The following is a 22,396-nucleotide window of genomic DNA, read 5'->3' as shown; positions in this document are numbered from 1 at the left end:
TCGTTTCTACCGCAAACAGAAGAGCAGGGGGCTCGTCACCTCAAACCGTGACGACAATCTTCCCGACCTGCTGATTGGCCTCAAGAAAACGATGCGCTTCCTGAATGTCATCCAGGGCAAATGTCCTGGCAATTATCGGTTGCAGCGCGCCCGATGCCAGTCCTTCGCCGATGAAAGTCTTGGCGCGCGCCAGGATGGCCGGGTCGGAGACGATCTCCGTGTAGAGGTAACCCTTGAGGGTCAGGCATTTGCCCAGCACGGTGAACAGCGGGAACGGCGTCGGTTCCGAGCTCAGGGCGCCGTACTCCAGCAGGATGCCGCCGCGCGCCATGCTTTGGGTCAGCGGTTCGAACGACGGGCCGCCCACCGGATCGAACACCACCCGCGCGCCTTTGCCGTCGGTCAGCGCCATGACCGCTGCAACCATGTCTTCTTCATCGCTGACGACCACGTGCGCCGCGCCGGCGTCGAGCAAGGCCTGTTTCTTGGCGCGGGTTCGGGTGACGGCAATCGAGGTGGCGCCGACCATTTTGGCGATCTGGAAAGCTGCAAGACCGACGCTGCTGGAGGCGGCGGTGACGATCACGAAATCGTCCTTTTGCAATTTGGCCTGTTCGACCAGCGCACCCCACGCGGTGACGTATTGCATCCAGGACGCCGCCGCTTGTTCAAACGACAGGTTCTGCGGGTGCTTGACGGTGAGGTGGGCGGGGATGTTGGCCAGTTCGCCGTAAGTGCCCCAGCGCGCGATGTCCAGCGGCGGAATCAGGCTGACGGCATCACCGATCTTGAACTCGCTGGCGTTGGCGCCAACCGCCACCACCACACCGGCAGCCTCGTAGCCAAGACGGCTGGGAAACTCCGCTTCCTGTAGATAGGCATGGTTGCGGAACATCACTTCGGCGCGATTCAGGCCAAAGGCTTTGACCTCGATCTGCACTTCGTCCGCCGCAGGTGCCGGGACGTCGACGTTTTCCAGTTTCAGGACGCTCGCGTCACCGTATTCATGAATCCTGACAATGCGTGCCATCTGTACTTCCTCGGTTATCGATGAATTTGCACCGGCATTATCCGGTGCCATGGACGCCAATTTAGGCTTTGGCCTGCTCCGGATAAAGGCCTAGGATGGCGCAACACTAGAAACAACGAGTTTCCAATGGATCGCCTCACACTCATGGCCACCTTCGTCAAAGCGGTCGAGCTGGGCTCCTTCAGCGCGGTGGCGGACGAGCTCAACCTGTCCCCGCAAATGGTCGGCAAGCAGGTGAAAATGCTCGAGCAGCATCTGGGCGTTTCGCTGCTCAACCGCACCACTCGCAAGCAGAGCCTCACCGATTTCGGCCGCACGTTCTATCAGCGGGCGAAGCTGATTCTGGCCGACATGGACGCCGCCGAAGAAATGGCCGCCGTGACCCGGGGCGTGCCCAGCGGTCGGTTGCGGATCAATGCGCCCGTCACGTTCGGCGTCAGCTCGCTGTCGCCGAAGCTGCTGGAGTACATGGTCCGATACCCGCAAGTATCGGTGGACCTGACGCTGTCGAACGAATTGGTCGACCTGGTGGACGGCGGATACGACGCGGTATTCCGCATCGGCGAACTCGCCGACTGCGGCCTGAAGGCACTGCCGCTGATGCCCTATCAAATGGTGCTGTGCGCAGCGCCGTCCTACCTCGCACGCCGCCCACCGATCACCACGCCTTGGGACCTTCAGGAACATGAATGCCTGGCGTTCGCCTATTCGGACGGCCGCTCGCACCTGCGATTCGAAGGCCCGGAAGGCTGCATCGACGTGCCGATTAAAAGCCGATTGACGATTAATCAGGGCGATCCGTTGCTGTCCGGAGCAGTGGCGGGGCTGGGGGTGGTGATGTTGCCGCTGGAGCTGGTCAAGGATTCGCTGCGAAGCGGGACGCTGGTGAGTCTGCTGCCGCAGTACAAGGTGCCGGTTTCGCCGATGAATCTGTTGTATGCGCCGGATCCGAGGCTGACACCCAAACTGCGGAGCTTTATCGATTTCGTGCGGGGGGCGTTCGGGTAGATACCACCCGATCAACGCCGCCCGGTCCGCGTACTCACATCCACCCAGACAGCCAACACCAGAATGCTGCCCTTGACGATCATCTGCCAGTAACTGTCGACGTCGAGCATGGACATTCCGTTGTCCAGGCTGGTGATGACCAGGGCGCCGAGGAGGGCGCCATAGACCGTGCCGGAACCGCCGCGCATCGAGGTGCCACCGATGAAGCAGGCGGCGATGGCGTCGAGTTCGCCCATGCTGCCAGCCGAGGGGGAGCCGGCGGCCAGGCGCGCGGTGTTGACCACGCCGGCGAGGGCGCACATCACGCCCATGATCCCGAAAATCCAGAGTTTCACGGCCTGCACATTGATACCGGACAGGCGCGTCGCTTCCATGTTGCTGCCCACCGAATAGACACGTCGGCCGAACACGGTCTGGCTGGTCACGTAGCTGAATCCGCCCAATAGAATCAACAGAAGCAGGACCGGCACGGGAATGCCGTCATAGCTGTTGAGGGTCTGGACAAACCCGGCCAGCACCGCGCCGATCAGCAACACGCGTGCCACGTCACGCACCAGTGAGTGTGCCGCGAGGCCGTGAAGGGCGCGATTGCGCCGTTGTTTCCAGGTCAGGAACAACGTCAGTGCGAACAGCAGGACACCCAGACCCGCGCCGATCGTATGCGGCAGATAACCCTGGCCAATGTAGACGAGTTCCGGCGACACCGGAGCGATGGTGGTGCCGCCGGTAATTCCCAGCAAAATCCCCCGGAACGCCAGCATCCCGCCCAGCCCCACGATAAATGACGGAATGCGCAGGTACGCCGCCAAGTAACCGTTGGCGAGGCCGATCAGCAGTCCGCACACCACCACAAGGCTCAGGTTTGCCAGCAGCGGTACGTGATAGACAACGTCGAGAATGGCTGCCACGCCACCGAGCAGGCCCAGCAATGAGCCGACCGACAGATCGATCTCGCCGCTGATGATGACCAGCACCATGCCGCAGGCGAGGATCCCGGTGATGGACATCTGGCGCAGCAGGTTGGAGAGGTTGCGCGGTGTCAGGAATCCGCCCTCGGTCTGCCAGCTGAAGAACAGCCAGATCAGCGCCACGGCAAACACCAGTGCGAGCATCTTGTAGCGGGTGAAAAGTTGTTTGACCTGATTCATTTACGCGGATTTCCGATCTTTATTGTTATGGCTGTCAGGCTGGCTGAGTGCCGCGGCAAGCACCTGTTCCTGTGTGAGGTCATGGTTGATGAAATCGCCCTGCAACCGGCCTTCGCCGATCACCAGTACGCGGTCGGAAACGCCGAGCACTTCGGCCAGTTCCGAAGAGACCATGATGATCGACACGCCTTCGGCGGCCAGCATCCCCATCAGTTTGTAAATCTCGTACTTCGCGCCGACATCCACCCCTCGGGTTGGCTCGTCAAGGATCAGCACCCGGGGCCTGGTCAGCAGCATCTTCGCCAACACGGCTTTCTGTTGATTGCCTCCGGACAGGCTGGTGATCGGCAGGAACGGGCTCGCGGTCTTCAGGTGCAGGCGCGAAATTTCCCGATCGATACTGCCCAGTTCGGCTTCGGCGTCGATGCGGGTCAGCTTCGAGAAACTGTCCAGCACGGCCAGGGTGATGTTCTGGCCGACACCCAGGTCGGGAATGATCCCCTGACGCTTGCGGTCTTCGGGCACCAGGCACACGCCGGCGCGGATTGATTTGAGCGGCGTGCGGGTGTCTATGGGGTGACCGTCCAGCCAGACTTCACCCTCGTGCCGACCGGGGTAGGCGCCGAACAGCGCGGTCACAAGCTCCGTGCGACCTGCACCGACCAGCCCGGCGATGCCGAGGATTTCCCCGCGTTTGAGGCTGAACGAAATGTCGTCGACCCGTTTGCGTTTGGGGTTGTCGACGTCGTAGCAGGTGATGTGGCGCGCCTCGAAAATCACCTCGCCGATATCGTGGGGGGCGGTGGGGTAGAGGCTGCTCATTTCCCGACCGACCATCTGGGTGATGATCTGTGGAATATCCATATCCGCCATGGCGGTCGTAGCGATGTGTTTGCCGTCGCGGATCACCGAAATGGTGTCGCACACGGCGGCCACTTCATCGAGCTTGTGGGAGATGTAGACGCAAGCGACGCCCTTGGCCTTGAGGTCGCGGATGATGTCCAGCAACACCTCGATTTCCGAACGGGTCAGGGCCGACGAAGGTTCATCGAGGATCAGCAGGCGCGCCTGTTTGTTCAGGGCCTTGGCGATTTCCACCAGTTGCTGATACCCGCCGCCGTACTGCGAAACCGGCAGCGACACGTTCATGTCCGGCACTTTCAGTTCGCGCATCAGCGCTTCGGCGCGATGGATCATCGCCGGGTAATTCATCCGTCCACCCGGCAGCGTCAGTTCATGACCCATGAAAATGTTTTCGGCCACTGACAGGTCGGGCACCAGCGTCAGTTCCTGGTGAATGATGACGATACCGGCGGCTTCTGTTTCGCTGATCGACTGCGCCTTGAGCGGCTGACCGTCCCAGAGGATTTCACCGTCCCAGGTGCCATGGGGATAAACCGCAGACAGGATTTTCATCAGCGTGGACTTGCCGGCGCCATTCTCGCCGCACAGCCCGACGCATTCACCCGGCCGGACCTTGAGGTCGATGCCGTTGAGCGCTTTGACACCGCCGAAGGTTTTGACGATGCCGTTCATTTGCAGCAGAAAGTCGGACATGGAGAGAGCTCGCATAACAAAGGCTCACATGGCACTGATCTTTGTGGGAGCGAGCCTGCTCGCGAAGGCATCAGCACATTCAATCGCGATGCAGGCTGAAACACCGTCTTCGCGAGCAGGCTCGCTCCCACAAGGGTTTTCGCATAACCAGGGATTGATGCCTTTGTTACTTTCCGGCGAGCTGCGCCTTGGTATAGAAGCCGTCCTGTTCCAGCAGGTCGATGTTGTCCTTGGTCAACGGAGTCGGGGTGAGCAGGATGGTGTCGACTTTTTTGCTGCCGTTGTCGTACTGCGAGCTGTACGCGGGTTTCTCGTTGCGCGCCAGTTGCACCGAGAGTTTGGCGGCTTCGGAGGCAATCAGTTTCAGCGGTTTGTAGACCGTCATGGTTTGAGTGCCGGAGATCACCCGCTTGACCGCTGCCAGGTCCGCGTCCTGTCCGGAGATCGGCACCTTGCCGGCCAGTTGCTGAGCGGCCAGGGCCTGAATGGCACCGCCGGCCGTGGCGTCGTTGGAGGCGACGATGCCGTCGATTTTGTTGTCGTTGCGGGTCAGGGCGTTCTCAACAATGCTCAGCGCCTCGGTAGGGTTCCATTCCTTCACCCACTGCTGGCCGACGATCTTGATATCCCCCTTGTCGATGGCCGGTTGCAGCACTTTCATCTGACCTTCGCGCAGGACTTTCGCGTTGTTGTCGGTGGGCGCGCCACCCAGCAGGAAGTAATTGCCCTTGGGCGCTGCGTGCAGCACGCCGCTGGCCTGCATTTCGCCGACCTTTTCGTTATCGAAGGAGATGTAGGCGTCGATATCGGCGTTGAGTATCAGGCGGTCATAGGACACGACCTTGATCCCGGCTTTCTTCGCCTCGGCCACGGCATTGGTCAGCACGGTGGCGTTGAACGGCACAATGACGATGACATCGACGCCACGGGAAATGAGGTTTTCGATTTGCGAAATCTGCTTCTGCTCGTTGGCATCGGCCGACTGCACGAAGACCTTGGCGTCCATTTTCTCCGCTGCCGCAACGAAGTAATCGCGGTCACGGGACCAGCGTTCCAGCCGCAGGTCATCAATGGAGAAACCGATTTTCGGGTGGGCAGCGTCGGCCATAACCGGCAGCGAAAGCAACGCCAGGGCGCCGGCAAACAGCGTGCGTTTTACGTTCTTCATGGTGGTGCGTCCTTTTATTTTTGTTTGAAAGACACGGCCTGACGATGAATATCGGGCTGGTGGAACTGTAGAGAATCAGCTGACGCAACGGACTACAGATTTGTCGCGCAAATGTCACAGCACCCGCAGTCCTCGTTGGCGATCAGCGATAGATGAAACGGTTGACGACGTTTTCGAGCATTTCCTGCCGGCCGCTGACGGCTTGCGGATTCAGTTCGTTGACGAAGGCGTGCTCTGCCAATGTCTGGAGGTTGAACTCGCCTTCAAGAACCGCCTGGCCGAACGGCTGCTGCCAGCCGGCGTAGCGTTGGTCCTTGAGCCGTTGCAGCTGGTCGTTCTGGACCATGGCGGCGGCCCGCTCGAGCGACAGGGCGAGGACGTCCATGGCCCCGACGTGACCGTGAAACAGATCGACCTCGTCGAGGCTCTGGCGGCGCACCTTGGAGTCGAAGTTGAACCCGCCATTGCCGAAGCCGCCGGCCTTGAGGATTTCATAAGTGACGAGGGTCATTTCCTCGACGCTGTTGGGGAACTGATCGGTGTCCCAACCGTTTTGCGGATCGCCGCGGTTGGCATCAATGCTGCCGAAAATCCCCAGCGAGACGGCCGTCGCCACCTCGTGATGAAAACTGTGACCGGCCAGGGTCGCGTGGTTGGCCTCGATGTTGACCTTGATTTCCTTTTCCAGACCGAACTGCTGGAGAAAACCGAACACCGTGGCGCTGTCGTAATCGTACTGGTGCTTGGTTGGCTCCTGCGGTTTGGGTTCGATCAGCAGGTCACCTTTGAAGCCGATCTTGTACTTGTGCTCGACCACCATGCGCATGAAGCGACCCAGTTGTTCGCGCTCGCGTTTCAAGTCGGTGTTGAGCAGGGTTTCGTAGCCTTCGCGACCGCCCCACAACACATAGTTGGAGCCCTTGAGGCGTTGAGTCGCGTTCATGGCGCTGAAGACCTGGGCGGCGGCGCAGGCGAACACTTCAGGATCCGGGTTGCTGGCGGCACCGGCGGCAAAGCGCGGATTGCTGAAACAGTTGGCAGTGCCCCACAGCAGCTTGATTCCGCTTTCTTCCTGATGGCGTTCCAGGTGATCGACCATTTGGGCGAAGTGGTTGCGGTACTCCTTCAGCGAGTGGCCTTCAGGGGCGACATCCGTGTCGTGAAAGCAGTAGTAGTCGATACCCAGCTTGGAGAAAAACTCGAACGCGGCCTGCGCCTTGCCGATGGCCAGCTCCATCGGGTCACCGGCGTGTTGCCACGGACGCTTGAACGTCCCTGCGCCGAACAAGTCGGAGCCCGGCCAGACAAAGGTGTGCCAATAACAGGCGGCCATGCGCAGGTGTTCGCGCATGGGCTTGCCGAGGATGATCTTGTCGGCGTCGTAGTGACGGAAGGCAAGGGGAGAATCGCTGGCAGGACCTTCGTAGCGAATCCGGTCGACATCGGGGAAGTACGGCATTGGCAATGTCCTTGTTGTTCTTGGTTGTTGTTCTCGGTTGTTGTTCTTGGGGCGTGTCCCGATACTAGCAACGGCCCTGTGCCTGCCGATTACGAAAATCACCAACACGGAGTGCGATTTTGCGTATTGAGATTCGCCCTCTGCGCGCCTAGTCTGTGCAGACCGCCTCTACGGCAAGGGGCCCGGAACAAGCCTGAAAACAATGAAAACCGTACCGCCTGTTCACCGCATCGCCCTGTTGTTCAACGGGAGCAAGATCTATGACCGCGGCATCATCAGCGGCATCGGCAACTACCTGAGCAGCACGCGCGCGTCCTGGGATCTGTTCCTGGAAGAGGATTTTCTCTGCCGCTTGAAAGGCATCGAGCGTTGGCAAGGTGACGGGATCATCGCCGACTTCGACGATCCGCTGATTGGCGAGGCGCTGGCCGACATCAAGATGCCCGTGGTGGCGGTGGGCGGTTCTTATCAGGATGAGCGGGCCTATCCCAAAGGCATCCCGTACGTCGCGACCGACAACAACGCGCTGATCACCATGGCTTATGAGCACTTGATCGAGGCCGGGCTGCAACGGTTTGCCTGCTTCAGCCTGCCCGAAGCGCAGGCGAACCGATGGGCCCAGGAGCGCGAAAAGGCTTTTCTAAAATTGATGCAGCGGGACGGTTTGCACGCCGAGGTCTACCGCGGCATGGGGACCAGCGCGCCGCTGTGGGACAGCGCCGTCGAACAGCTGATCGCCTGGCTTCAGAGCCTGCCTAAGCCGATTGGCATCATCGCGGTCAGTGACGCCCGCGCCCGGCAGTTGCTGCAAGCTTGCCTGACCGCCGGAATCGCGGTTCCGGAGCAGGTGGCGTTGATCGGCATCGACAACGACCCGCTGACCCGCAGCCTGACACGGGTCCCGCTGAGTTCGGTGATCCAGGGCACTGAAACCATGGGCCGCACCGCCGCGCAACTGCTGCACCAGATGCTGCACGGCAAACCATCAACGGGCGCGCATGTCCTGATCCCGCCTGAAGCGATCAACGTGCAGGTGTCGAGCCTGCATCAACCGTTGGGCAACCCCTACGTGATGCAGGCGCTGCTGTTCATCCGCCAATATGCCTGCCAGGGCATCAAGACCGCGCAGGTGGCGGCTTATGTCGGCGTGTCGCGCTCCTCGCTGGAGTCGCACTTTCGCGCGGTGCGTGGTTGCAGCGTGCATGACGAGATTCTGCGTTTCAAACTGGCGGCGGCCACTCGCGGGCTGGAAAAAACCGACACGGCGATTGCGGACGTTGCCCGCACGTGCGGTTTCAAATCCGCGCAGTATCTGCACACGGTGTTTCGCCGAGAGTTCGGGTGTACGCCCCGTGAATATCAGCAGGGCGCCAGATAGACGGCCACTCAAAAGCGATCCAGCCGATAAGGCTCGCTCGACGGAAGAACACGAGTCACGTTCTGCGTCGATGGCAAGGCCATCCCCCCAACCATCTCCGCCGTCACCGCCGCCTGCGTCAATCCCAGATGCTGATGCCCGAACGCAAGCAGCACTTTCCCGCCACACACCCGATCAATCACCGGCAACGAATCCGGCAGCGACGGCCGAAACCCCATCCACGGTGTGGCTGCCTCGACATTCAGCTCCTTGCGAAACAACCCCTTGCTCAACCGATGCAACTGCCAGGCGCGGGCCATGGTGGGTGAGGCTTCGAGGCCGGCGAATTCGACGGTGCCGGCCAGGCGCAGGCCTTCGGACATCGGGGTCATGATGAATTTGCGTTCCAGCGAGGTGACGGGGAAGGGCAGTCGGTTGTGTTCGTGAGGCAGCATCAGGTGGTAGCCGCGCTCAGTGTCCAGCGGGACGTTTTTGCCGGTCAGTGCTGCGGTGAGTTTTGCCGAGTGGGCGCCGCAGGCGATCAAAACCTGGCGAGCGGACAGCGTGCCGGTTCCGGTCATCAGGTCGACGCCATGCTCATGCAGTTGCCCGCCCTGAACCGCCTGCTTTACAAACTGCACGCCGCTGGCTTTCGCCGCTTCCACCAACTCACGCACGACGCGGTAGGGATCGATGAAATGCCCGGTTTTTGGGAAAAACAGTCCGCCCTGAATCTGTTCGCTGAGTTGCGGCGCGGTCTCGCGTACCGCGCCGGTCTGCCACCAATCGACTGGCACCTGCTGCTGTTGCATGCGTCGCTGCAATGCTTCGAGGGCCGGGCGTGAGTCGGGGCGCTCGAACACCAGCAGCGAACCTTCCATCTTCAGCAGGTCGGGCCGCTGGATGTCGTTGAGCAAGCGGTGCCAGGCGTCGAGCGAGCTTTCATTCAGTGCCCGCAATCCGGCAACGGTACGCTGGTAAGGCGCCGAGCGCAGGTTCAGCAACAGCCGCGTAAACCAGGGCAGGGCCCGGGGCAGGTATTTCCAGTCCAGGCGCAGCGGCCCCATCGGGTCCATGAGCATGGCCGGCAGGTGTTTGAGGATCGAGCGGTCGGCAATCGGAAACACTTGCTCGGTCGCCAGGTGCCCGGCGTTGCCGAACGAGGCGCCGTGGCCCGGTTCCTGCGGGTCGATCACCACCACCCGCAAACCCTGACGGGCAAGGCGCAGGGCACTCGCGACGCCGATGATGCCGGCGCCGACCACGGCGATGTCGTGCGGGTCATTCGGCATTTTTCGCGGTTTCCCTTTGGCCATCGAGCAAGCGACGCAGCGACAGTGGATTGGCGTGTTTGAGCGCGGTCGGCAGCAGGCTGTCGGGGAAATCCTGATAGCAGACCGGGCGCAGGAAACGCAGGATCGCCGCGGTGCCCACCGAGGTGGTGCGCGAATCGGAAGTCGCCGGGAACGGCCCGCCATGCACCATCGCATCGCAGACTTCAACGCCGGTCGGCCAGCCGTTGACCAGCAGGCGCCCGGCCTTGCGCTCCAGGGTTGGCAGCAATGCGCGGGCCTGTTGCAGATCCTCGTCATCCAGGTGCAGCGTGGCGGTCAGTTGGCCTTCCAACTGTTCGAGCACCTGACGGATTTCAGCGTCGCTGGCGCATTGCACAATCACGGACGCGGCGCCGAAGGCTTCGGCCTGCAACGAATGATCGGCGAGGAAATCGGCGGCTTCGGTGACGAATACATGGGCCTGGCCCTGATTCGGGTCCGTTGCTCGCTGGCCGACAGCGGCAATGCGCGCCCGGGCATTTTCCGCGAGGGCATTCACGCTGGATTCGTAGGCATTGAAGATCCCCGGCGTCAGCATGGTCTGCGCGGGGCTGCGCTGGATGAGTTCGGTGGTGGCGCCAATGAAGTCGTCCAGCGCCGGCCCCTTGTGGGCGATGACCAGACCGGGATTGGTGCAGAACTGGCCGGCGCCCAGCGTCAGCGAAGCCACATAACCTTGGGCCAGTGCTTGGGCGCGGTTCTGCAGCGCTGCCGGAAACAACAAAACCGGGTTGATTGAGCTCATTTCCGCATACACCGGAATCGGCTCGGACCGTGCTTGTGCTGCTTTGATCAGCGCGAGCCCGCCACTGCGCGAACCGGTGAAGCCGACCGCCTTGATCCGTGGATCGCTGACCAGCGCAATCCCCACTTCGCGGCCGGAGCCGTACAACAACGAGAACACACCTTCTGGCAAACCACAGGCCTTGACTGCCCGAGCAACGGCGCGACCAACCAGTTCGCTGGTGCCGGGGTGGGCGCCGTGGGCCTTGACGATCACCGGGCAACCGGCGGCCAGCGCCGAAGCGGTATCGCCACCGGCCACCGAGAACGCCAGTGGAAAGTTGCTCGCGCCAAACACGGCCACCGGGCCCAGTGGAATCTGCCGCTGACGCAGGTCCGAACGCGGCATTGGCTGGCGTTGCGGTTGCGCTGTATCGACTCGCACATCCAGCCATTCACCGGCCCGCACGGTGCGGGCAAACAAGCGCAGCTGCTGGCAGGTGCGACCCCGTTCACCCAGCAGGCGCGGGCGCGGCAAGCCGGTTTCGGCCATGGCGCGGTCGATCAGTTCGTCGCCGAGGGCTTCGATTTCGCCCGCGATGGTTTCAATGAATTCAGCCCGCGCCTCAAGCGATGTCTCGCGATAACGGTCGAGCGCCGCCCAGGCCAGTGCGCAGGCCTGCTCGACATGTTCGGCAGAGCCGCCGGCGTAGGCCGGTTGCAAAGGCGAGTTTGTAGCGGGGTTGATTCCGTGGATGACGTCGCGGTCGCCGGTGAGGGTTTGCTGACCGATCAGCAGTTGGCCCGTCAGAGTCATGGCGCATTCCTTATCAATAAAGCAGGTCACGAATAAGGCCCGCCGCCGTGGGTGGCGGCGGGCTTGAGCGCAGCGGCAGGTCAGGCGAAGTTCTGTTCCGCCGACCAGTTTTCGTACCAGTGACGGAACAGCGTGTACTGGGCGTCTGCGTAACGGCGTTGCGAGTCGCTGAGCGCATCGGTTTCGTTGAAATGCAGGGTGTATTCCTTGTCGCCGTTGAGCACCATCAGGTGTTTGTAATACAGCACCAGATCCGTGCCTTCGTCGAAGGACGACAGCACTGCCAGCGCCGATTCCAGCTCACGGGCCTGACGTCGGGCCTTGGCATCACCCTTGGCCGCCTGCTTGCTCAGGGCCACCAGTTGCAGCACTTCGCGGGGCAGGGCGTTGCCGATGCCGGTGATGGCGCCGGTGGCGTTGCAGTTGACGAAACCGTGCACGACCTGGGTGTCGACACCCACCATCAGGGTCACGTCATCGTCCTTGGAGGTGATGTTTTCAGCGGCGTAGCGCAGGTCGGCGCCACCGCCGAATTCCTTGAAGCCGATCAGGTTCGGATATTCACGGCGCAGTTCGAAGAACAGGTCGGCGCGGGTGGCGAAGCCGTAGTAAGGGCTGTTGTAGATCACCGCCGGCAGGTTCGGCGCGGCTTGCAGAATCGCCGCGAAGTGGGCTTTTTGCGCCGCCGCCGAAGCGCCACGGGACAGTACCCGAGGAATCACCATCAAACCCTGCGCGCCGACTTTCGCCGCATGGGCCGCGTGGGACACCGCTTCACGGGTGTTGACCGCGCCGGTGCCGACGATGGTCGGAATCCCGGCCGCCACCAGCCGCGCCACGCCCTCCTGACGCTCGGCTTCGGTGAGCAGCGGCCAGTCGCCCATGGAGCCGCAGTACACGACGGCGCTCATGCCGACGTCGATCAGCTCGCGACCCTTGGACACCAAGGCGTCGAAGTCCGGTTTGCGTGTGGCGGTGCAAGGGGTCATCAGGGCGGGCATGCAGCCGGTGAAGATGTTGTCGCTCATTATTGTTCTCCTTGGAACGGTCATTCAGAGGGGTTTGAAGTGCAGCGCGGCGGCTCAGATGCCCCACGCGAACGGATCTGTTTCGTCGATCAGCAACGTGCTGTCGGCGGTCATGTGGGCGCGGCCGGTGATGTAGGGGCGGACGCGATCGCCTTCCCATTCGAAGCGGCCTTCGAACTGGCTGCCGGTGATGCTCGCCTGCACCCAGCGCTCGCCCGGCGCGAGTTTTTCGTCGGCGGCCAGGCACGCGAGTTTGGCGCTGGTGCCGGTGCCGCAAGGGGAGCGGTCGTAGGCTTTGCCGGGACACATGACGAAGTTGCGGCTGTCGGCCTCGGCGTCATCGGCGAACAGTTCGATGTGGTCGATGACCGCGCCGTCCTCGCCATGCATGCCTTGGTCTTCGAGGGCCTTGAGCATTTTCCAGGTGAGGTCGGTCAGGGTTTCGACGTTGTCCATCGTCAGCGTCTGGCCGTGTTCGGAGACCAGGAAAAACCAGTTGCCGCCGTAGGCGACGTCACCGAGGAAACGGCCGTATCCCGGCACTTCCACCGCCACCTGCTTACGGAATCGATAAGCCGGCACGTTGCCCAGAGTCACGGCGCCGTCTTCATGCAGCGTGGCGCTGACCGGGCCGACCGGCGTGTCGATCTTGTGCACGCCCGGTGCGATCAGCCCCAGGTGTTGCAGCGATGCAACGAGGCCGATGGTGCCGTGGCCGCACATGCCGAGGTAACCGGCGTTGTTGAAGAAAATCACGCCGCAGGTGGCGTCCGGCGACACCGGCTCGCAATACAGCGCGCCGACCAGCACATCGTTGCCGCGCGGTTCCAGCAGGCAGGCGCGGCGCCATTGGTCATGCTGATTGCGCAAGGCGTCGCGTTTCTCGGCCATGGTGCGGCCGGGCAAGTCGGGAAAACCTTTCATCACCAGACGCGTGGGTTCGCCGCCGGTGTGGGAATCAATGACGTGTACTCGTTTCATGGACAGATCCCGTTAAGTGATTTCAGTAAGCGCCGGCAGTGCGCGGGTTGGCGGCGGAGGCAGGGGACGGCGAAGCGACTTCGCTCTCATCCTCTTCGGATTCCAGGCGCAGCAGGTGCGACGGAACGCCGGTGGCCGCGCCCCAGTAATAAATGCCCATCGCACAGGCGGCGACGACCAGGGTGTCGAACGGATGGGTGAGGATGCCCAGGCCGCCGAAGGTGCCGAGTTTCGACAGGACGATGGTCACCGCGTAGAAGGCGATCAGCCACGCGGACGAGCGCACCTGCCGGGACAGGCTGAGGTGGGCGGTCGGTACGAAACGGCCGCAAAGCAGGTAGACGACGAACATCAGAATTTGCAGGCCGAGAAGCCAGGACACGGTGTTCCAGCCCGACCAGTAAACGATCAGCGCAGCGATGATGAACGACACCGGCCCCAGCACGCCCATGCACTTGACCCGGAACGGGCGCGGCATGTCGGGTGCATTGCGACGCAGCGCGGCGACGGTCACCGGGGCGACGGCATAGCTCAGCACCAGCGCGGCGGACACCACGTTGATCAGCGCTTCCCAGGACGGGAACGGCAGGGTCCAGAACACCGACAGGGCGAAGGTCAGCCACAGCGCCGGACGCGGGATGCCGGACTTCGCGTCGATGTGGGTGAAGACCTTGAAGAACGTGCCGGTCTGCGCCCAGCCGTAGATCACCCGCGGTGTGGCGTTCATGTAGATGTTGCCGCAGCCGCTGGGGGAGATCACCGCATCCGCCACCACCAGATACGCCAGCCAGCCCACGCCCAGCGCCAGGGCGATGTCGCGGTACGGCAGGGCGAATTCCTTGGAAACCCCGGCCCAGCCATTGGCGAGCAGTTCGGTCGGGATGCCGCCGAGAAAGGCGGTTTGCAGCAACACGTAGATCGCAGTGGAAAGCAGCACCGACAGGATCAGCGCAATCGGAATCGTGCGCTGGGGATTTTTCACTTCGCTGGCCACCGAGATGATCGGGGTCAGGCCGAGGTAGGCGAAGATCACGCCGCCGGCAGAGACGGCCATCTCTATGCCCGAGAGTCCGAAAGGGGCGAAGCCCTGGACCTGAAAGTTCTCCGGTTTGAAGAAGGTGAACAGCACGCCGATCACCAGCAGCGGCACGATGAACTTGAACACGCTGACCAGATTGTTGGCTTTGGCGAAGGTCTTCACGCTGCGGTAGTTGAGCAGGAAGAACACGCACAGCAGGCCGAACTGCACCAGCCAGCCGAGCAGGGTCGGGTCACCGCTGCCGGCCTTGGTCAGGCTCGGAAACCAGGCCGCCGCGTATTGGCGCGAGGCAACCACCTCGATCGCCACCAGACTGGAAAACGCGATCAACGTGATGAAACCCATCAGGTAACCGAGCAGCGGCCCGTGGCTGTAAACCGGGTAGCGCACCACACCGCCAGCGCGGGGCAATGCCGCGCCCAGTTCGCAGTAGACGATGCCCAGCAGCAACACGGCGAACCCGCCCAGCAACCAGGAAAAAATCCCCGCCGGCCCGGCAATTGCCGAGACGTGACTGGCCGCGAACAACCAGCCGGAACCGAAGATCGCCCCCAGCCCGATAAAGGTGAGGTCGATCAATGAAAGTTGTTTTTTGAACTTGCCTTGGCCTGACATGGCATCGCCTTCTTGTGAGTTATTGGATAGGCAGGTGTGAGTCACTGGAACGGCTAAACAGTGAACTCATCAGGCGTCGGGCGATTGATGTTTTGCGCAGCTGCGGATGACGAAATCGGCACAGTTGCGAAGAAAGACAGCGGCGCTCGACACGCCGCAAACGTTGCTGCAATCTGCACGCGAACGCCTCAGGGCGGGCACGTTTTCAGGCCGATCCACTCACCGGGGAAGACCTTCACATGCAGAACGCATTTGCGATCCTCTGTCAGGGCGATGAGCGCCATCGGCCGCATACTCTCGATGCACTGCTGGGCGGCGTGGCACCGCTGTTGCCGATGCTCGACGTGATTCCGAACGCGGCGATCTTCATCAAGGACGTGCAGGCGCGGTACGTCCTGGCCAATCGCACGCTGGTGCAGCGCTGCGGCCTGAAAGACCTGAAACCGCTGCTCGGCAAGACCAGTGCGCAGGTGTTTCCGGCGCAACTCGGGCCGGGTTATACCGAGCAGGATCGGCGGGTGCTGGAAGAGGGATTTGTGCTGGAGGATCAGCTGGAACTGCACCTGTACGGCAGTCGAGAACCGGGCTGGTGCCTGACGCACAAGCGTCCGCTGTACAACCGTGACGGCGAGATCATCGGCCTCGCGGGGATTTCGGTGGACCTGCAATCGGCCAGCGAAACCCACCCGGCGTTTCAGCGCCTGGCAGCGGTCGACGAACACATCCGGGCGCATTTCAATCGTCGGGTAACATTGGGCGAGCTGACACGGATCGCTGGTATTTCGGTGGCGCAGCTGGAACGTTATTGCAAACGGGTGTTCCACCTGACGCCGAGGCAGATGATCCAGAAAGTGCGGCTGGAACATGCCCATCGCCTGTTGCACACCGAGCTGCCGATCACCGAGGTGGCGCTGCAATGCGGCTACACCGATCACAGCGCTTTCACTCGTCAGTTCAAGGCATCGACCGGGTTCACCCCGCGTCAGTACCGGCAGGCGACCACCCAGTGAATGTCCGGCGGTAGCGACTAGACTCCATGGATCACGGTTGTCTTTCGAGGGGTGAAACGGGATGAGCAGACCAGTCGCGCTTCACTGCTCGTCGTGGCTCTTGATCGCCTTCAGCGTGATGCTGGCTTCGGGATGCTCAAACAGAGCGCATTACCCGCCATCAGGCGTTGGTGACAGCTGTTACGCCAAGGCCTTGCCGACGGTTGGGGAGGGCGGTCTGGCCTGGGGCTCCAGCCTGAACATGGCCCGGCAAAAATCCATGGCCAACTGCATGCGTTACGCCGGGCGCTCCGGAGGAACGCCGGACACCTGCCAGGTGGTGTTGGCCAAGTGCAAGAATTGACGGCGTGATCCAGGCGCCACCCCAACGACCGGTGGCGCTGTTGTCTTGCGACAAAACTACCGCGAGCGTCTCAATGATTGCGAAAGGGCCTGTCTGGCGATCAGTGAGGCGACGTCCTTGGCACCATAGCAACGGAATTTGACACTGTAGGCGTCTGTGTCGAGACGGACGATCTTCGTCACGAAACCGCCTTCGACGGTGACCTTGCGGATCGCCGGCATCGGTATCTCGACATCCAGTGTCCCGTCCTGAGCCATGCGGTTCATGGCATTGGCATTCAAGTAAACGGCGTTTTCGGTGACGGTGACTCTGCCGCCCACCCACAATCCGCCATAGTGATTTCTGAATCCCTCGAGCACCCCGGCTAGTACGCCGACATTGCCGCTTCCCACGACCTCGTAGAACTCGCCCACATCTTCGTAGTTCAGTTCAGCATCGGTCACCAGAAAGTTGACCATCTTCGACTTCAGAACTTCTTCGGCCATCCCTGCATCTCCTTGTTCAAATCACAGCCCGGAATTTCAGCCGCCTGTTTACCTGACAAAAAACAAAATCGCCATGTGTTTCCTTCGTTCTTTCATACGTCGCAGTTGTCACTGTCCGTTCCCGCCTGTCTGGAGTTCACCCGATGCCTTCGCTCAAAACCCTGCCCGCTGCCTTGCTGGGGCTGGCCCTTGTCTGCCCGGTCAAGGCGCAATCCCAGGGGCTGGAACTGGGGCAAGTGCTGATCGGGGCCGAAGATCAGAGCGGTGAAGATGTGTCGGTGGAAGAGGCGAAGGCTCGTCTGGCCCAGGTGCCGGGTGGCAGCAACGTGGTCGATATGCGCCAGCCATTGCAGGGCCGGGTTGCCAGCAATCAGGACGTGCTGGCGTATCAACCGGGTGTCTATGCCCAGTCAGCGGGCAACGAAGGGACGAAAATCTCGATCCGTGGCTCGGGCATCAACCGTGCTCCCGGCGCCCACGCGTCGGGGCTGTACACGATGCTCGACGGTCTGCCGCTGACCGGCCCCGGCGGCACGCCTTACGAATTACTGGAGCCGCTGTGGCTCGACCATGTGGAGGTGCTGCGCGGTGCCAACGGTTTTGATCGCGGCGCGCTGGCCCTTGGCGGCGCCGTCGATTACGTCAGCCACACCGGCTACAACGCGCCGCTGCTAAATGTGCGCTATGTCATGGGCAGCCACGGTTATGCCCAGCGACAAGTCAGCTCCGGCCAGGTGCTGGGTGACTTCGATTACTACCTGTCGATGACCGACGCGCATTCCGACGGTTATCAGGATCACACCGCCAGCAAGAGCCAGGGCGTGATCGCCAACTTCGGTTATCGCTTCAATCCGAATCTGGAAACCCGCTTCTACATCCGTCACCGCGAGACCGACAACGACCTCGCCGGCCGGGTGACCAAGCACTCCATCGAGCACGATCCGCGCGCGGCCAACCCGGCCTATGTGACGCGCAACGACAGCCGCGATCAGCCCGGCAGCACCTTCATCGGCAACAAGACCACGTACTACATCGATGACGATTCGAGCATCCAGACCGGTCTGGTTTATCACGATTACCCGATGGATCTGCGCGAAGGCCCCAACCGCCTGAAGGTCGCTTACACCGATGTCAGCGGCACGTTCGACTACAAGCGCCGCGACACGCTCTGGGGCATGGAGAGCAACAGCACCGTGGGCCTGCGAGTGACCAAACACCTGCCCAACGACGGGGCCAGCGAACGGGTGCGGATTCCCACCGGCAATACCGCCGGTTATGCGCCGGGCACGCACATGCGCAACTTCACTTATCAGGGCTCGGATTCGGTCCTGCACGTGGGCAACGACCTGGAAATCGCCGACGACCTGTGGCTGACCACCGGCCTCGCCGCGATCTACACCCGCCGCGAAAGCGCGGTGACCTATCCCGAAGGTGGCGGCAAGACCAGCCTCGGTGACTGGGATTACGCGCCACGTCTGGGCCTGCGCTATCAGGTGACGCCGGACCTGCAACTGTTCGGTAACCTCAGCCGCTCGCTCGAAGCGCCGCATCCTTGGTCGCTGATTTACAGCTCCAACGTGCGCTTCCCGGCCGGCAGCGGCGCCGCTACCGGTACCCAGCGTGATCCGGTCAAGCTGCAGAACCAGACCGCGACCACCCTGGAACTCGGCGGCCGTGGCGACAGCGCACTCGGCGAATGGAGTCTGGCGTGGTACTACGCTCAGGTGCGCCACGAATTGCTTTCGGTGTTGCCGGACGCCAACGCCACCACGCCTTACGAACTCAACGCCAGCCCGACCGTGCACCAAGGTGTTGAAGCCAGCCTGAACAGCAACCTGTGGTCAGCGAACGATGGCGGCAAGTTGAGCCTGCGTCAGGCCTACACCTTCAGCGATTTCCACTACCGCGACGACGACCGCTTCGGCGACAACCGCTTGCCGGGCCTGCCGATGCATTACTACCAGGGCGAGCTGCGCTACGACTTCCCGCAGGGCTTCTTCGCGGCGGTCAACACGCAACTGGTCTCGAAAACGGCAGTGGATTACGCCAACAGCTATTACGCCGATCCTTACGCCACCTTCGGCGCCACGCTGGGCTACAACGCGCCGAAGGGCGACTGGCAGACCTGGCTGGACATGCGCAACCTGACCGACAAACACTACGCCGCTACCGTTACGCCGGGTTATGACGATAAAGGACTGGACGCCGCACGCTCCACGCCGGGTGAGGGCATGGCGATGTATGTCGGGGTGTCGTGGAGTCTGCTCTGAGGGCCAGCCATCAGACAATGTCATCGATCAGAATATGACGCTGCCCGCGACTGCATTGCTCGATCCGCGCCTCGACCTTGTAGACCGTGCGCAGCATCGGCTCGGTGATGACTTCATGGCTGGGCCCGCTGCCATGGGCCGTGCCGCCCGCGATGACCAGCACCTGATCGGCAAAACGCAGCGCCTGATTCAGGTCGTGGATGGCGATGAACACGATCACCTCGCGTCGGCGCGCCAAGGCTTTCATGAAGTTCAACACCTGAACCTGCCGGTGCATGTCGAGTGCGCTGGTGGGTTCGTCCATCAGCAGGATTTCCGGTTCGCGCACCAGCGTCTGGGCGATTGAGACCAATTGCTGCTGACCGCCGCTCAATTCCCCCAGGTTGCGGAATGACAGTTCGGTGATCCCGAGCGCGTCGAGAATCTCGTCCACCAGTTTCAGTTCATCGTCGTGAACTGACCAGTTGGGCGTCAGCTGCTTGCGCGCCAGCAGCACCGATTCGTACACCGTCAACCGGGCGCTGGCGTTCAGGCCTTGCGGCATGTAACTGATGCCCTGCGTGCCTTTTTTCGAACCTTCCAGAATCACTTCGCCCGGGCCGTCGATCAGCCCGGCCATGCGTTTGAACAACGTCGATTTGCCCGCCGCATTGGGGCCGACAACCGCCACGACCTGGCCACCGGTAAACGTCGCGGTACTCACACCGGAAATGATCTCGCGCTGCCCGTAGCGGGCGCCGAGGTTGTCGAGCCGGATCTTCACCATGAGTTTTTCTTACCGTTGAGAATCAGAGAAATGAAGAACGGCACGCCGATCAGTGACGTGACCACGCCGATGGGGAATATCGCCCCCGGGATCAGGGTCTTGCTGACCACCGAACTGGCGGACAGGATCAGCGCGCCGGTCAGCAACGAGGCCGGCAGGAAAAACCGCTGATCCTCGCCGATCAGCATCCGCGCGATGTGCGGCCCGACCAGCCCGATAAAGCCGATCGTGCCGACGAACGCCACCGGAAACGACGCGAGCAGGCTGACCATGATCAGCGTCTGAAAACGCAGGCTGCGCACGTTGATACCGAAGCTGGCAGCCTTGTCATCACCCAGGCGCAGGGCCGTCATTGCCCACGCGCGTTTGGCGAAGATCGGCAGGGTGATGAGGATCACCACGCAGATCACTCCGAGTTTCGGCCAGGTGGCTTTGGTCAGGCTGCCCATGGTCCAGAACACCACGGCCGCCACGGCTTGTTCGGTGGCGAAGAACTGCACCAGCGCCAGCAGCGCATTGAAGGTAAACACCAGCGCAATGCCGAGTAGCACGATGGTTTCGGCGGTGACGCCACGGCGCATGCTCATGAAGTGAATCAGCAGTGCCGAGAGCATCGCCATGATGAACGCGTTGAGCGGCACCATGTATTGCGCCGCCAGCGGAAACAGCGCCACGCCGAAGGCCAGCCCCAGCGCTGCGCCGAAACCGGCCGCTGCAGAAATACCGAGGGTGAAAGGGCTGGCGAGCGGGTTGTTGAGGATGGTCTGCATCTGCGCCCCGGCCAATGAAAGCGCTGCGCCGACAGCGACCGCCATCAACGCCACCGGAAGGCGGATGTCCCACATCACCACCCGAACCTGGGCCGATGCGGTGTCCGGCGAGAACAACGCACCGAGCACTTCGCTGAGGCTGTAACGGGCCGGGCCGAGCGCCAGATCGAGCAGCACGCTGAAGATCAGCAGCACGGCCAGTCCAAGCAGAATCAGCCGTTTACGCAGCACCAGCCGCCGGTAAGTGACGCTCTGCACAATCGGTGCTTCGCCCAGCGAACTCATGGTTTGGCCTCGGTTTTTTGCAGGCTGACGAAATAGCCCGGCTCGTAAGGCACCGGCAGAAAGCGTTCGTGCATCTCGCGAAATGCCGCGTCGGGATCAAGATCGGCGAACAGTTCCGGGTGGAACCATTTGGCCAACTGCTGAATGGCCACGAACTGGTAAGGGCTGTTGTAGAACTGATGCCAGATCGCATGAAACGCCTGAGTGTCCTGCGCCTTGATACCGGCGTAGGCCGGGCGCTGGGTGTACCAGGCCAGTTTGCGTCGGGCTTCGGTGAGATCCGCGCCCGGGCCGACACCGACCCAATGGCCGCCCGGGGCAAAGGCTTCCCAGTCGGCGCTGGTGACCACGACATGGTCGGGGTTGGCGACGATCACTTGCTCAGGGTTCAGTTGCCCGAAGGTGCTCGGAATGATTCGTCGGGCGATGTTGTTGCCGCCGGCCATGTCGACGAACAGGCCAAAGTTCTCGTTGCCGAAACTCAGGCAGCAGTCATCGGTGTAGCCGCCGATGCGCTCGATGAACACGCTGGGGCGGGCAGGGTGGCGCTTCTCGATCACGTCGGTGACGCGATGGATCTGCTGGTTACGAAAGTCGATGAAGGCCTCGGCACGCTCTTCCTTGCCGAACAACTTGCCGAACAGGCGCATGGTCGGCTCGGTGTTCTGCATGGGGTTGTTGCGAAAGTCGACGTACACCACCGGGATCCCCAAGGCGTCGAGTTTCTCGATGTAGCGGGCATCCTCGGTCGCGTGCTGCGCTTCGATGTTGAGGATGATCACGTCAGGCTTCTGCGAGATCGCCTGCTCGATGTCGAAGGTGCCGCTCTCGAAACCGCCGAAGGTCGGGATCTTGGCGATGTCGGGGAATTTGCGCAGGTAGGCGTTGTAGGTGTCCGGGTCGGACTGGATCAGGTCCTTGCGCCAGCCGACGATGCGTTCGATAGGATTCTGCGTATCCAGTGCGGCGACCAGATACAACTGGCGGCCTTCACCCAGAATGACCCGGCGCACCGGCAAGTGAACCTTGACCGTGCGGCCCTGCAAATCGGTAACCGTGCCCAGTGCCGGATCCGCTTCGGCAGCCCGTGCGCTGCTCGGCATCAATGAAGAAATCGACAGACCCAGCAGCCCGGCGAACAGCAGGGCGGCGAAGGTCTGGCGGCGGCGAAAAACATTAACCATGGTGTATGCCTTTGCAAAA

At 62.0% G+C, this 22,396-nt stretch carries 19 protein-coding genes; 5 read left to right on the top strand and 14 right to left on the bottom strand.

What is annotated here, in order from left to right; translation table 11 throughout:
• Positions 1–40: 40 nt before the first annotated feature.
• Positions 41–1,030: a zinc-dependent alcohol dehydrogenase family protein gene (locus tag K5E37_RS07320; RefSeq protein ID WP_221533483.1), complete on the bottom strand. Its 990-nt coding sequence runs from the start codon at positions 1,028–1,030 to the stop codon at positions 41–43.
• A gap of 126 nt (positions 1,031–1,156) precedes the next feature.
• On the opposite strand from K5E37_RS07320, the gene K5E37_RS07315 reads away from it, so the two are divergent.
• Positions 1,157–2,038 carry a LysR family transcriptional regulator gene (locus K5E37_RS07315; RefSeq protein WP_127797798.1) on the top strand — a complete coding sequence of 294 codons (882 nt, stop codon included), beginning with the start codon at positions 1,157–1,159 and terminating at the stop codon, positions 2,036–2,038.
• An 11-nt stretch (positions 2,039–2,049) separates the two neighbouring features.
• Here the strand turns inward: K5E37_RS07315 and K5E37_RS07310 are convergent, their stop codons facing one another.
• The 4 genes from K5E37_RS07310 to xylA all read right to left on the bottom strand — a co-directional run bounded on the left by K5E37_RS07310 (position 2,050) and on the right by xylA (position 7,370).
• Complete coding sequence (locus K5E37_RS07310; protein WP_221533482.1) at positions 2,050–3,186, bottom strand: sugar ABC transporter permease; 1,137 nt, start codon at positions 3,184–3,186, stop codon at positions 2,050–2,052.
• Positions 3,187–4,743, bottom strand: a complete 1,557-nt coding sequence (xylG, locus tag K5E37_RS07305; RefSeq protein ID WP_221533481.1) for a D-xylose ABC transporter ATP-binding protein — start codon at positions 4,741–4,743, stop codon at positions 3,187–3,189. It abuts the gene before it with no gap.
• A 166-nt stretch (positions 4,744–4,909) separates the two neighbouring features.
• On the bottom strand, positions 4,910–5,911 hold the full coding sequence (xylF, locus tag K5E37_RS07300; protein WP_007958130.1) for a D-xylose ABC transporter substrate-binding protein: 1,002 nt from the start codon (positions 5,909–5,911) through the stop codon (positions 4,910–4,912).
• 142 nt (positions 5,912–6,053) lie between these two features.
• Positions 6,054–7,370, bottom strand: coding sequence for a xylose isomerase (gene xylA / locus K5E37_RS07295; RefSeq protein ID WP_221533480.1), 1,317 nt, complete (start codon positions 7,368–7,370; stop codon positions 6,054–6,056).
• Between the two features lie 202 nt (positions 7,371–7,572).
• Here xylA and K5E37_RS07290 point away from each other — a divergent pair, with 202 nt between their 5' ends.
• The gene (locus K5E37_RS07290; RefSeq protein WP_221533479.1) at positions 7,573–8,748 is read left to right on the top strand and encodes a XylR family transcriptional regulator; all 1,176 of its coding nucleotides are present in this window, start codon (positions 7,573–7,575) and stop codon (positions 8,746–8,748) included.
• A gap of 8 nt (positions 8,749–8,756) precedes the next feature.
• On the opposite strand, the gene K5E37_RS07285 is transcribed toward K5E37_RS07290, so the two are convergent.
• From K5E37_RS07285 to K5E37_RS07265, 5 genes are all read right to left on the bottom strand, one after another.
• Entirely contained in the window at positions 8,757–10,019 is a 1,263-nt protein-coding gene (locus K5E37_RS07285) for an FAD-binding oxidoreductase (protein WP_221533478.1), read from the bottom strand.
• A complete protein-coding gene (locus K5E37_RS07280) occupies positions 10,009–11,601 on the bottom strand; it encodes an aldehyde dehydrogenase (NADP(+)) (protein WP_221533477.1) in 1,593 nt (530 codons plus the stop codon). The genes K5E37_RS07285 and K5E37_RS07280 overlap by 11 nt, the downstream gene beginning before the upstream one ends.
• A gap of 80 nt (positions 11,602–11,681) precedes the next feature.
• Positions 11,682–12,629, bottom strand: a complete 948-nt coding sequence (locus K5E37_RS07275; RefSeq protein ID WP_221533476.1) for a dihydrodipicolinate synthase family protein — start codon at positions 12,627–12,629, stop codon at positions 11,682–11,684.
• A gap of 54 nt (positions 12,630–12,683) precedes the next feature.
• Complete coding sequence (locus K5E37_RS07270; protein WP_221533475.1) at positions 12,684–13,610, bottom strand: 4-hydroxyproline epimerase; 927 nt, start codon at positions 13,608–13,610, stop codon at positions 12,684–12,686.
• A 22-nt stretch (positions 13,611–13,632) separates the two neighbouring features.
• The gene (locus K5E37_RS07265) at positions 13,633–15,264 is read right to left on the bottom strand and encodes an APC family permease (RefSeq protein ID WP_221533474.1); all 1,632 of its coding nucleotides are present in this window, start codon (positions 15,262–15,264) and stop codon (positions 13,633–13,635) included.
• Between the two features lie 239 nt (positions 15,265–15,503).
• On the opposite strand from K5E37_RS07265, the gene K5E37_RS07260 reads away from it, so the two are divergent.
• Positions 15,504–16,274: an AraC family transcriptional regulator gene (locus tag K5E37_RS07260; protein WP_085604835.1), complete on the top strand. Its 771-nt coding sequence runs from the start codon at positions 15,504–15,506 to the stop codon at positions 16,272–16,274.
• 61 nt (positions 16,275–16,335) lie between these two features.
• Positions 16,336–16,617, top strand: a complete 282-nt coding sequence (locus K5E37_RS07255) for a hypothetical protein (RefSeq protein WP_085604833.1) — start codon at positions 16,336–16,338, stop codon at positions 16,615–16,617.
• 56 nt (positions 16,618–16,673) lie between these two features.
• On the opposite strand, the gene K5E37_RS07250 is transcribed toward K5E37_RS07255, so the two are convergent.
• The gene (locus K5E37_RS07250) at positions 16,674–17,102 is read right to left on the bottom strand and encodes a hypothetical protein (RefSeq protein ID WP_127797811.1); all 429 of its coding nucleotides are present in this window, start codon (positions 17,100–17,102) and stop codon (positions 16,674–16,676) included.
• A 143-nt stretch (positions 17,103–17,245) separates the two neighbouring features.
• On the opposite strand from K5E37_RS07250, the gene K5E37_RS07245 reads away from it, so the two are divergent.
• On the top strand, positions 17,246–19,372 hold the full coding sequence (locus K5E37_RS07245; protein WP_221533473.1) for a TonB-dependent receptor domain-containing protein: 2,127 nt from the start codon (positions 17,246–17,248) through the stop codon (positions 19,370–19,372).
• Between the two features lie 10 nt (positions 19,373–19,382).
• Here K5E37_RS07245 and K5E37_RS07240 read toward each other — a convergent pair whose 3' ends face one another.
• From K5E37_RS07240 to K5E37_RS07230, 3 genes are read right to left on the bottom strand one after another with little or no spacing between them, the layout of a single operon-like run.
• Positions 19,383–20,138 carry an ABC transporter ATP-binding protein gene (locus tag K5E37_RS07240; protein WP_221533472.1) on the bottom strand — a complete coding sequence of 252 codons (756 nt, stop codon included), beginning with the start codon at positions 20,136–20,138 and terminating at the stop codon, positions 19,383–19,385.
• Positions 20,132–21,193 (bottom strand): iron ABC transporter permease, encoded by a 1,062-nt coding sequence (locus tag K5E37_RS07235; protein WP_221533471.1) that lies wholly within the window; start codon positions 21,191–21,193, stop codon positions 20,132–20,134. The genes K5E37_RS07240 and K5E37_RS07235 overlap by 7 nt, the downstream gene beginning before the upstream one ends.
• Positions 21,190–22,377, bottom strand: coding sequence for an ABC transporter substrate-binding protein (locus K5E37_RS07230; RefSeq protein ID WP_221533470.1), 1,188 nt, complete (start codon positions 22,375–22,377; stop codon positions 21,190–21,192). Before K5E37_RS07230 ends, K5E37_RS07235 begins: the two co-directional genes overlap by 4 nt.
• Positions 22,378–22,396: the final 19 nt, after the last annotated feature.

The organism is Pseudomonas sp. RIT778, assembly GCF_019718735.1.
Lineage (GTDB): Bacteria > Pseudomonadota > Gammaproteobacteria > Pseudomonadales > Pseudomonadaceae > Aquipseudomonas > Aquipseudomonas aphyarum.
The sequence above is the reverse complement of the archived record's forward strand: the minus strand, read 5'-3'. Positions and strand labels throughout refer to the sequence as shown.

Excerpts from the sequence above, each read along its gene's own strand:
- K5E37_RS07230 (WP_221533470.1), bottom strand. The coding sequence starts at position 22,377 with ATGGTTAATGTTTTTCGCCGCCGCCAGACCTTCGCCGCCCTGCTGTTC.
- K5E37_RS07270 (WP_221533475.1), bottom strand. The coding sequence starts at position 13,610 with ATGAAACGAGTACACGTCATTGATTCCCACACCGGCGGCGAACCCACG.
- K5E37_RS07250 (WP_127797811.1), bottom strand. The coding sequence starts at position 17,102 with ATGGCCGAAGAAGTTCTGAAGTCGAAGATGGTCAACTTTCTGGTGACC.
- K5E37_RS07265 (WP_221533474.1), bottom strand. The coding sequence starts at position 15,264 with ATGTCAGGCCAAGGCAAGTTCAAAAAACAACTTTCATTGATCGACCTC.
- xylG (WP_221533481.1), bottom strand. The coding sequence starts at position 4,743 with ATGTCCGACTTTCTGCTGCAAATGAACGGCATCGTCAAAACCTTCGGC.
- K5E37_RS07235 (WP_221533471.1), bottom strand. The coding sequence starts at position 21,193 with ATGAGTTCGCTGGGCGAAGCACCGATTGTGCAGAGCGTCACTTACCGG.
- K5E37_RS07320 (WP_221533483.1), bottom strand. The coding sequence starts at position 1,030 with ATGGCACGCATTGTCAGGATTCATGAATACGGTGACGCGAGCGTCCTG.
- K5E37_RS07280 (WP_221533477.1), bottom strand. The coding sequence starts at position 11,601 with ATGACTCTGACGGGCCAACTGCTGATCGGTCAGCAAACCCTCACCGGC.
- K5E37_RS07255 (WP_085604833.1), top strand. The coding sequence starts at position 16,336 with ATGAGCAGACCAGTCGCGCTTCACTGCTCGTCGTGGCTCTTGATCGCC.
- K5E37_RS07260 (WP_085604835.1), top strand. The coding sequence starts at position 15,504 with ATGCAGAACGCATTTGCGATCCTCTGTCAGGGCGATGAGCGCCATCGG.
- K5E37_RS07275 (WP_221533476.1), bottom strand. The coding sequence starts at position 12,629 with ATGAGCGACAACATCTTCACCGGCTGCATGCCCGCCCTGATGACCCCT.
- K5E37_RS07240 (WP_221533472.1), bottom strand. The coding sequence starts at position 20,138 with ATGGTGAAGATCCGGCTCGACAACCTCGGCGCCCGCTACGGGCAGCGC.
- K5E37_RS07285 (WP_221533478.1), bottom strand. The coding sequence starts at position 10,019 with ATGCCGAATGACCCGCACGACATCGCCGTGGTCGGCGCCGGCATCATC.
- K5E37_RS07310 (WP_221533482.1), bottom strand. The coding sequence starts at position 3,186 with ATGAATCAGGTCAAACAACTTTTCACCCGCTACAAGATGCTCGCACTG.
- xylA (WP_221533480.1), bottom strand. The coding sequence starts at position 7,370 with ATGCCGTACTTCCCCGATGTCGACCGGATTCGCTACGAAGGTCCTGCC.
- K5E37_RS07315 (WP_127797798.1), top strand. The coding sequence starts at position 1,157 with ATGGATCGCCTCACACTCATGGCCACCTTCGTCAAAGCGGTCGAGCTG.
- xylF (WP_007958130.1), bottom strand. The coding sequence starts at position 5,911 with ATGAAGAACGTAAAACGCACGCTGTTTGCCGGCGCCCTGGCGTTGCTT.
- K5E37_RS07290 (WP_221533479.1), top strand. The coding sequence starts at position 7,573 with ATGAAAACCGTACCGCCTGTTCACCGCATCGCCCTGTTGTTCAACGGG.
- K5E37_RS07245 (WP_221533473.1), top strand. The coding sequence starts at position 17,246 with ATGCCTTCGCTCAAAACCCTGCCCGCTGCCTTGCTGGGGCTGGCCCTT.